The sequence below is a fragment of the Paracoccus sp. (in: a-proteobacteria) genome, from assembly GCF_035556475.1.
Taxonomy (GTDB): domain Bacteria; phylum Pseudomonadota; class Alphaproteobacteria; order Rhodobacterales; family Rhodobacteraceae; genus Paracoccus.
Window position 1 is genome coordinate 80,531 of sequence record NZ_DATMFA010000137.1, and the last position, 9,843, is coordinate 90,373.

Below are 9,843 nucleotides of genomic sequence, written 5' to 3' on the forward strand. Positions count from 1 at the left end.
CTGCGGGTGAGAGGCTGGACAGCGACCCAAGCGGGTCTCGTTACGGCTGCTTCCTTCCGGACCTGACCGGGTTGGCGAGGCGCTTACCCGCGCCAACCTCTCATCGCCTAGATAGGCGGAGCGCGCCGGGGATGCAAGCCGTTCCGATGCATCAAAGATGCAGGCGCAGGTCGAGGAAGCCCTGCCGGTCGAGGCCGAGATCCTCGATCCTGCCGCCAAGGCGGGCCAGATGCGGCGCGGCGCCGGGGCCGGTGGCGAAGCGCACCGTGGTTCCGGGCATCGGGCAGAAGGCCCAGCCAAGATCGCCCGGAGGCGCGACGACCCGCCGGGCCGAGACATAGCGGCGCAGCACGTCGCGGGTGCGGGCTCCGCCCTCCAGCAACACCGGGCGATGCGCCGCGATCCCGGCGAAGACGCCGCTTTCGGACAGCCGGTAGCTGTTGGTGACCAGCACGAAACGCATCTCCTCGGTCACGGGCTTTCCGCGATGGGCAAGGTTCAGCACCCGGCGCCGGTCCGGTTCCAGAAGCCGCCCGTCCGGCGCATGGCGCGGCGGGGCCGAGAGGTCGATCCGCCAGTTCAGCCCGTCGATCAGGTCGAAATTATAGCCGGGAAAATCCGGGTCGATCAGCGGCTGGTCCTGCCCCTGCGGCACGATCTGGCGGAAAATGCTGCTCGACCGCTCCAGCCATTCGGAAAGATCGGCTCCGGTCACGAGGAGGGCGCAGATCCGGTTCGGGAAAAGATAGAGGTCGGCGAGGCTGCGCAGCGTCAGGCGGCCGGCAGGCACATCGGTATAATGCTCGGCCCCGCCGCGACCGCCGGCACGGAAGGGCGCGGCAGCCGAAAGAATCGGCAGACCCTCCCACCGGCTGCCGGCGAGCTGCCCGCGCATATACCAGCGCTGCGCCATCGAAACGAGGCGCAGCCCCGGATCGTCGCCAAGCAGGGTGAAGAAGCTGGTCAGCGGTCGATCGCTGCGGCCGATCCTGCGTCGGTAATGGCGCAGGGTCGCGCGATGCGCGGGGAGGGCGCGGCGCGTCACCTCCCGATCCGCGGGCAGGGTGCCGACAGGGTCCGCGCGGCAGCGAAAATCCGCCACGCTCCATGGCTCCCCCTCGGCCTTTTGCAACTTGAGGTCGATCACGCCCAGATGCGAGCCCCAGAAGCCAGGCATCACGCAGGGTTTTCCCGAAAGCGCGCCGCGCAGTCGGTCGATCCCGGGCCCGGAAGGGTGGTCGGGCGAGGGAAAGACGCGATGCGTATGCCCGGCGATTACCACGTCGAGGCCGGGAAGGGCGGCGAGGGCGGTGGCCGCGTTCTCCATCATCGGGATGGGGTCCAGCGCGCCGATCCCGCTATGGGCCAGGGCGACGATCAGGTCGACGCCCTCGGCCCGCAGCGCGGCAATCCCGATGCGCGCCTCGGCAATGATGTCGCCGATTTCCACGGCGCCGCGCAATTCCGGCTCCCAGTCGATGGTCGGAGGGGGCAGGAAGCCCAGAATGCCGATCCGCATGGGCCAGGATCTGCCGTCCCGGTCCCGCATCTCGCGCGCGAGGACCAGCCTTCCTGTCACAGGAAGATCACGCCGCGCCAGCAGGTTCGAGGAGACCACCGGAAACTCGGCCCCCGCCAACGCCCGGCGCAGGAAGCGCAGGCCAAAGCTGAAATCGTGATTGCCGATCGTGGCCGCGTCATAGCCGAGCGCGTTCATCGCGGCGATGGCCGGGTGCAAGGATGCGCCCTTCCAGCCCGCATCGGCCAGAAAGTCGCCCATCGGCCCCCCCTGAAGACTGTCGCCATTGTCGAAAAGCAGGCAGTTTTCCGCCTCCGCGCGCTCGACCCCGATCCGGGTCGCGGTGCGCGACAGGCCGAACCGCTCGGTAGGGCGGTTCGCGAAATAATCATGCCCCATGATGTGCATATGCAGGTCGGTTGTCGCGAGGATCTTAAGATCCAATGCTACGCTGCGCCGCGGCAAGGGTTGGTGTGATGATGCAGACATGGGCGAATGAATGCTTTCCAAGGCAATTTTATGCAACCCAAGATTGTATGCGCGAATTATTTCCTGTCCTCGCGTGGCGGCCTTGCAATGGCCGGGTCGATCCCGTTTAACAGGGCCATCCCGTTTTATTTGTTCGGTGAATGATGAAGTTTTCGACGCGCCAGGATACCGATGTTCCCGCCGAGGCGCTGTTCAAGGCGGTCAGCGATTTTGACAAGCTGGAGCGAATCTTGCTGCGTCGCGGTGCCGAGGTCCGGCGTGAGGATCGTGGCGGTCCGGTCGGGATCGGCAGCGCCTGGCAGATCTTTTTCGACTGGCGTGGCCGCCCGCGCGACCTTGCGCTGAAGCTGACCGGCTATCAGCCGCCCGAGCATCTGATCTTTGCGGGGCAATCGCCCCAGTTCAATGTCGGGATCGAGATCACCGTCGTCGCGCTGACCCGCACGAAATCGCGCCTGATCACCGAGATCGACATGCAGCCGCGTGGAATGAAGGCGCGGTTGCTGTTGCAGACGGCAAAGCTCGCGAAATCGCAGCTCGATCGCAAATTCGCCCAGCGGGTCGAGGATTTCGTCGGCAGGATCGCGGTCAGCCAATAGGGCAGACCGCGTTCCCCGGCGACGCTCAGGCCGAGAGGGCTTCCCGCTGCTCGGCGCGCAGCGGGTCGGCGGGATAGACGCCCAGCAGCGACAGGCTCTCGGTGAAATAGCCCAGCTCCTCCAGCGCGCGCTTGACGGCCGGATCCTCGGGATGGCCCTCGATATCGGCATAGAACTGCGTCGCGGTGAAGATGCCGTCCACCATGTAGCTTTCCAGCTTGGTCATGTTGACGCTGTTCGTCGCGAATCCGCCAAGCGCCTTGTAGAGCGCGGCGGGGATGTTGCGCACGCGGAAGACAAAGCTGGTCATCATCGTCTCGCCGCCCTGCGCATTCGCGCGGCGGCGGAAATCGGGCTCGCGCGCCATGATCAGGAAGCGGGTGGTGTTGTTCTGCCGGTCCTCGATTCCCGAGGCGAGGACGTCGAGGCCATAGATCTCTCCGGCGAGGGGCGCGGCAAGCGCGGCAAGGGATTTCTCGCCCCGTCCCGCCACTTCGAGGGCCGAGCCAGCCGTATCGGCGCCGACGATTCCCTTGATGCCATGTTCGCGCATGAAGTTACGGCATTGCCCCAGCAGGACCGGATGGCTCATGGCATCGGTCACGTCTTCGATTCGCGTCCCCGGCACGCCGAGAAGCGCGATGCGCACGCGGACGAATCCCTCGTCGATGATATGGAGGCCGCTTTCGGGCAACAGGTGATGGATGTCGGCGACCCGGCCATAGGTCGAATTCTCGACCGGCAGCATGGCGAGTTCGGCGCGGCCCTGACGGACAGCTTCAATCGTGTCCTCGAACGTGCGGCAGGGCAGGGCTTCCATTTGCGGACGGTAAAACCGGCAGGCCTGATGGCTGTAGGCGCCCGGTTCACCCTGGAATGAGATCACGTTCTTGGTCATGTCGAAGCCTCAAATCCGGCCGTGGCAGGCAGTCAACACTGCCTTGGCCTTGTTCCATGCGAAGGCACAACTATACCTTGATCCAGCAGAACAAAAGCGCCTAGATACGCCTGATCCACGGACAGCCGCAGGGGGGAGCCGCAGACATGTTCGATACGATGACCGTCACCAAGGCAGCGGGGGCCATTATTGGCGCGCTCCTTTTCCTGCTTCTGGCGAAATGGGCCGCGTCGGGCATCTACCATGTCGGTCCCGCAGGCCATGGTGCCGAGGGCGAGGAACATGCGCAGGCCTATACCATCCCGGTCGAGGAAACCGCCGCAGCCGGCGGCGAGGCCAAGGATGAAGGCCCCGATTTCGCCACCGTCCTTGCCTCGGCCGATCCTGCCGCGGGCGAAAAGGTCTTTGGCAAATGCAAGGCCTGCCACAAGCTTGACGGCGGCGACAGCACCGGCCCGCACCTGAACGGTGTCGTCGGCCGCGCGGTGGCCAGCGTCGGCGGCTTCAGCTATTCCGACGGGATGAAGGCGCATGGCGGCGACTGGACGCCCGAGGCGCTGCAGGAATTCCTGACCAGCCCGAAATCCGTGGTGAAGGGCACCAAGATGACCTTTGCGGGCCTCCCCAAGGTCGAGGATCGCGCGAATCTGATCTCCTATCTGCAACAGCAGCAGTAACGCGCCATCATCCGCGATTGCAGGGCGTCCCTCGGGGCGCCCTTTGTCATTTGCCGGGCCTCACGCCCGGCCCGCGGAGGGATCACGCATTTGCTTGTTGAACCGGACGGTCTGGCTGATAGCCTGTCGGGCGGGCGGCCAGCCGCACAGAAACGAGCAAGAGGATCACCAAGACCCGATGACGATGCACATGCTGCGACACGCCCCGCTTCTTGGATTGCTGGCTCTGCTGCCCGTTTCCGGCATCGCGCAGACGTCCCAGCCGGCGGCGGAACCCGCGGCGGCATCGACCCCGGCAACCGCGGAGGCGGGCAAGACGATCATCTCGCACGGAATCGCGACCTTCGGCCAGCCGGCGCTGCCCGCCGATTACAAGCACCTGCCCTATGTCAATCCCGAGGCGCCGAAGGGCGGCGAAATCTCGGAATGGGCGCTTGGCGGCTTTGACAGCTACAACCCCTTCACCCATCGCGGCCGGGCCGGGCCTCTGTCGGTCATCATGCTGGAGCGCCTGATGGAGGACGCGGCGGATGAGCGCGGCTCCTCCTATTGCCTTGTCTGCGACACGATAGAATATCCCGAAAGCCGGGATTGGGTGATCTTCCACCTGCGCCCCGAGGCGAAGTTTTCGGACGGGACGCCCCTGACCGCGCATGACGTGCTGTTCTCGTTCGAATTGCTGCGCGACAAGGGCCTGTCCTCGTATCGGACCGGCATCGCCAAGATGGTCGCCAAGGCCGAGGTCATCGACGACAATACCATCAAGTTCATGTTCCAGCCCGGTTACCCGCGCCGCGACGTGATCCAGCAGGTCGGCAGCCAGATCGTCTTCTCGCGTGAGGATTTCCGCAAGAACAAGCGCGATATCGAGCAGTCGTCGGACAAGCCCTTTGTCGGTTCCGGCCCCTATATGTTCGATTCGGCCGAGATGGGCCGTTCGATGACGGTAAAGCGCAACCCGGATTACTGGGGCAAGGATCTGCCCATCAATGTCGGGCGGCACAATTTCGACCGCATCCGGCTGGAATATTTCGGCGATTACGACAGCGCCTTCGAGGCGTTCAAGGCCGGCGTCTATACCTTCAGGAACGAGACCTCCTCGATCCACTGGGCGACGCGCTATGATTTCCCGGCGCTGAAAAGCGGCGCTGTCCGGCAGGAAACGCTGCCGCGCGGCGATATCGCGACCGGTCAGGCCTGGGTCTTCAACCTGCGGCGTGAGAAGTTTCAGGATCTGCGCGTGCGTCAGGCGATCGGGCTGGTCTTCAACTTCGAATGGTCGAACGAGACGCTGTTCTACGGGCTGAATACCCGCGTGAACTCGTTCTGGGACAACAGCGACCTCGCCGCGACCGGCAAGCCCTCCGAGGCGGAGCTTGAGCTGCTGAAGCCGATTGCCAAGGATCTGCCGCCCACCGTCCTGACCGATGATGCGGTGGTGCAGCCGGTCTCGGGCAAGACTCAGCTTGACCGCAAGAACCTGCGTCAGGCCTCGGCGCTTCTCGACGAGGCGGGCTGGAAGGTTGGCCCGGACGGGCTGCGCCGCAATTCCAGGGGCGAGATCCTGAAGCTTGAGATCCTGAACGACAACCAGAGCTTCGACCGCATCATCAACCCCTATGTCCAGAACCTGCGCGCGCTTGGCATCGACGCGGTGAATGCGCGTGTCGATGATGCCGAGATGACGAACCGCACCCGCGGCCATGATTTCGACATGGTCACCGACAGCCTCGGGCAAAGCTTCTATATCGGCGGCGGCACCGAGCAGGTCTTCGGCTCCGAGAACACGGCCGATGTGTTCAACCCGATGGGCCTTGCCAACCCGGCCATCGACGCACTGATCAAGAAGGGCATCGAGGCCACCACGCAGGAAGAAATGGACACCACCATCAAGGCGCTGGACCGCAGCCTGCGCGCGCTGCGCTTCTGGGTGCCGCAATGGTACAAGGCGGACTACACGCTGGCCTATTTCGACATCTTCGGCCACCCCGAGCAGATGCCCGCCTATGCCTTGGGCGAGCTTGATTTCTGGTGGTATGACGCGGATAAGGCGGAAAAGCTGAAACAATCCGGCGCGCTGCGCTAAATGCGGCGGAGATAAGACGGGACGGGGATGGCAGCCTATATTCTGCGGCGCTTGCTGCTGATCATACCTACGCTGATCGGCATCATGCTGGTCAATTTCACGCTGACGCAATTCGTCCCCGGCGGCCCCATCGAGCAGGTCATCGCCCGCGTTCAGGGCGAGGGGGACGCCTTCCGCAATATCGCGGGTGGCGGCGGCGATGCGCAGCAGGCCCAGATCAGCGAATATGCCGGCGCGCGCGGCATCCCGCCCGAGCTGCTCGACCAGCTGGAAGTGCAGATGGGCTTCGCCAAGATCGTCTGCGCGCCGGGACACGAGGGCGAGCCGGACCTGAAATCCCCCGATTGCCGCAAGGAAAAGATCGGCGCGGTCGAGCGTTTCGGCATCATGCTGGGCAATTACCTGCGCTTCGATTTCGGGGTCAGCTTCTTCCGCTCGATCTCGGTCGTCGATCTGGTGATCGAGAAGATGCCGGTCTCGATCACGCTGGGCCTCTGGTCGACGCTGATCGCCTATCTCATCTCGATCCCGCTGGGCATCCGCAAGGCGGTCAGGAACGGCACCCCCTTCGACACCTGGACCTCGGGCGCGATCATCATCGGCTATGCAATCCCGGCCTTCCTGTTCGCGGTGCTGCTGATGGTGGTCTTTGCCGGCGGCAGCTATTGGCAGATCTTTCCGCTGCGCGGCCTGACCTCGGACAATTTCCACCAGCTCAGCTTTTTCGGCAAGATCAAGGACTATCTCTGGCACATCACCCTGCCGGTGATCGCGACCACGATTGCAAGCTTCGCCACGCTGACGTTGCTGACCAAGAACAGCTTCCTTGACGAGATCAACAAGCAATATGTGATGACCGCCCGCGCCAAGGGCCTGACCGAGCATCGGGTGCTATACGGCCATGTTTTCCGCAATGCCATGCTGATCGTGATCGCGGGCTTTCCGGCGATGTTTCTTGGCGTATTCTTCGGCTCGTCCATCCTGATCGAGACGATCTTCTCGCTCGACGGGCTGGGACGGCTCGGGTTCGAGGCCGCGGTCCAGCGCGACTATCCGGTGATCTTTGGCACGCTTTACGTCTTTGGCCTGCTGGGGCTTCTGGTCGGGATCCTCTCGGACCTGATGTATGTCCTTGTCGACCCGCGCATTGATTTCGAGCGGAGGGCCGGCTGATGGCGATGACCGAACTGAACCGCCGCCGGCTGCGCAATTTCCGCCGCAACAAGCGCGCCTTCTGGTCGTTGATCGTCTTCAGCGTGATCTTCGTCGCCTCGCTTTTTGCAGAGCTGATCGCGAACGACCGGCCGATCGTCGTCAACTATCAGGGCAACTTCTATTTCCCGGTCTATCGCTTCTATCCCGAGACGACCTTTGGCGGCGATTTCGGGACCGAGGCGATCTATACCGATCCCGGCGTCCAATGCCTGATCCGCACCGGCGGGCGGCAGGAATGCTGGGACGATCCCGAGGGGGTCGAGAAGGAAGCCCGTGAGACCGGCATGGTCGCCGGGCAGGAGATCCAGAAGGGCTGGATGATCTGGCCGCCGATCCCCTATCACTACCGCACCATCAACAATGTCGGCACCGCGCCAAGTGCCCCGGACCGTCAGCATCTGCTGGGGACTGACGACACCTCGCGCGATGTGCTGGCGCGGGTGATCTATGGCTTCCGCCTGTCGATCATGTTCACCCTGATCGTCACGGTCGTCAGTTCGCTCATCGGGATCTCGGCAGGGGCGGTGCAGGGTTATTTCGGCGGCCGCACCGACCTCGTATTTCAGAGATTACTTGAGATATGGGGGTCAACTCCTTCACTTTACGTCATTATCATTTTGTTCGCGATCCTGGGACGCAGCTTCTGGCTGCTGGTTCTGGTCTCGATCCTGTTCGGTTGGCCGGCGCTGGTCGGCGTGGTCCGGGCCGAGTTCCTGCGGGCGCGGAACTTTGAATATGTGCGGGCGGCGCGGGCATTGGGCGTCAGCGACCCCAAGATCATGTTCCGCCACATCCTGCCCAATGCCATGGTCGCGACGCTGACCATGCTGCCTTTCGTGGTGACGGGCACGATCTCGTCCCTCGCCGCGCTCGACTATCTGGGCTATGGCCTGCCCAGTTCCGCGCCCTCGCTGGGTGAATTGGCCTTGCAGGCCAAGCAGAACCTGCAGGCGCCCTGGCTTGGCTTCACGGCCTTTTTCAGCTTTGCCATCATGCTCTCGCTGCTGGTCTTCATCTTCGAGGGCATCCGCGACGCATTCGACCCAAGAAAGACCTTTCGATGACGCCGGTTCTGGAAGTCGAAAACCTGCGGATCGCGTTCCGGCAGGACGGACAGGCCGTGCCGGCGGTCAAGGGCGTCAGCTTTACGGTGGGCAAGGGCGAAACCGTGGCGCTGGTGGGGGAATCGGGTTCGGGCAAGTCGGTGACGGCGCTCTCCACGGTCGGGCTTCTGGGCGAATCCGCGCAGCTTTCCGGCTCGGTCCGCTATGAGGGGCGCGAGCTTGTCGGCGCGTCCGAGGCTGATCTGCGCCGGGTGCGCGGCAATGACATCAGCTTCATCTTTCAGGAGCCGATGACCTCGCTGAACCCGCTTCACACGCTGGAGCAGCAGCTTGCCGAAAGCCTTGCCCTGCATCAAAGCCTGCATGGCGATGCGGCGCGGGCGCGGATCGTCGAGCTTTTGACCCGCGTTGGCATCCGCGACCCCGAGACGCGGCTGGCCGATTATCCGCACCAGCTGTCCGGCGGACAGCGGCAGCGGGTGATGATCGCGATGGCGCTGGCGAACCGCCCGGAACTCCTGATCGCGGACGAGCCGACGACGGCGCTCGACGTCACCATTCAGGCCCAGATCATGGAGCTTCTGGCCGAGCTGAAATCGGCCGAGAACCTCTCGATGCTGTTCATCAGCCACGATCTTGGCCTCGTGCGGCGCATCGCCGACCGGGTCTGCGTGATGAAGGGCGGCGAGATAGTCGAGCAGGGGCCGGTGGAACGGATCTTTGCCGATCCGCAGCACGAATATACACGCATGCTGTTGGCCGCAGAACCGACCGGTCGTGCGGATCCCATCCCGCGGGACGCGCCAGAGATCGTCGCGACGAAAAATCTGCGGATCTGGTTCCCGATCAAGCGCGGCTTCCTGCGCCGCACTGTCGGTCATGTGAAGGCGGTGAACGCCGCCAGCATCTCGGTCCGGGTGGGCGAGACACTGGGCGTGGTGGGCGAATCCGGTTCGGGCAAGACGACGCTCGCGCTGGCCATCATGCGCCTGATCGAGAGTGAGGGGCCGATCGTCTATATGGGCCGCGACATCTCGCAGCTTTCGGGGCGGGGGTTGCGGGCGCTGCGGCGCGACATGCAGATCGTCTTTCAGGATCCGTTCGGCAGCCTCTCGCCCCGGATGACGGTCGAGCAGATCATCTCCGAGGGGCTTGGCGTCCACGGGGTCGAGCCGGGCCGCAACCGGCGCGAGATGGTGGATGAGATCATGCGTGAGGTCGGCCTCGACCCCGCAACGATGCATCGCTATCCGCATGAGTTCTCGGGCGGTCAGCGCCAGCGCATCGCCATTGCCC

At 64.1% G+C, this 9,843-nt stretch carries 8 protein-coding genes and 1 other RNA gene; 6 read left to right on the forward strand and 3 right to left on the reverse strand.

Annotated features, from left to right (window positions below; translation table 11 throughout):
* Positions 1 to 5 precede the first annotated feature (5 nt).
* Together ffs and VNQ78_RS19310 are read right to left on the reverse strand one after the other, a co-directional pair.
* Positions 6 to 102, reverse strand: an RNA gene (gene ffs / locus VNQ78_RS19305) — signal recognition particle sRNA small type.
* Between the two features lie 49 nt (positions 103 to 151).
* Positions 152 to 2,008, reverse strand: coding sequence for a bifunctional 2',3'-cyclic-nucleotide 2'-phosphodiesterase/3'-nucleotidase (locus VNQ78_RS19310; protein ID WP_325692902.1), 1,857 nt, complete (start codon positions 2,006 to 2,008; stop codon positions 152 to 154).
* A 143-nt stretch (positions 2,009 to 2,151) separates the two neighbouring features.
* On the opposite strand from VNQ78_RS19310, the gene VNQ78_RS19315 reads away from it, so the two are divergent.
* Positions 2,152 to 2,607, forward strand: coding sequence for a hypothetical protein (locus VNQ78_RS19315; protein WP_325692904.1), 456 nt, complete (start codon positions 2,152 to 2,154; stop codon positions 2,605 to 2,607).
* 25 nt (positions 2,608 to 2,632) lie between these two features.
* Here the strand turns inward: VNQ78_RS19315 and VNQ78_RS19320 are convergent, their stop codons facing one another.
* Positions 2,633 to 3,505 (reverse strand): prephenate dehydratase, encoded by an 873-nt coding sequence (locus VNQ78_RS19320; protein WP_325692907.1) that lies wholly within the window; start codon positions 3,503 to 3,505, stop codon positions 2,633 to 2,635.
* Positions 3,506 to 3,651: 146 nt separating this feature from the next.
* Between VNQ78_RS19320 and VNQ78_RS19325 the strand changes: the two genes are divergently transcribed.
* From VNQ78_RS19325 to VNQ78_RS19345, 5 genes are all read left to right on the forward strand, one after another.
* Positions 3,652 to 4,182 carry a cytochrome c family protein gene (locus tag VNQ78_RS19325; protein WP_325692909.1) on the forward strand — a complete coding sequence of 177 codons (531 nt, stop codon included), beginning with the start codon at positions 3,652 to 3,654 and terminating at the stop codon, positions 4,180 to 4,182.
* Positions 4,183 to 4,372: 190 nt separating this feature from the next.
* Positions 4,373 to 6,268: an extracellular solute-binding protein gene (locus VNQ78_RS19330; RefSeq protein WP_325692912.1), complete on the forward strand. Its 1,896-nt coding sequence runs from the start codon at positions 4,373 to 4,375 to the stop codon at positions 6,266 to 6,268.
* A 27-nt stretch (positions 6,269 to 6,295) separates the two neighbouring features.
* Complete coding sequence (locus VNQ78_RS19335) at positions 6,296 to 7,441, forward strand: microcin C ABC transporter permease YejB (RefSeq protein ID WP_325692914.1); 1,146 nt, start codon at positions 6,296 to 6,298, stop codon at positions 7,439 to 7,441.
* Positions 7,441 to 8,547: an ABC transporter permease gene (locus VNQ78_RS19340; RefSeq protein ID WP_325692917.1), complete on the forward strand. Its 1,107-nt coding sequence runs from the start codon at positions 7,441 to 7,443 to the stop codon at positions 8,545 to 8,547. The genes VNQ78_RS19335 and VNQ78_RS19340 overlap by 1 nt, the downstream gene beginning before the upstream one ends.
* On the forward strand, positions 8,544 to 9,843 hold a 1,300-nt coding region (locus VNQ78_RS19345), incomplete at its 3' end, for an ABC transporter ATP-binding protein (protein ID WP_325692919.1). The genes VNQ78_RS19340 and VNQ78_RS19345, both read left to right, overlap by 4 nt.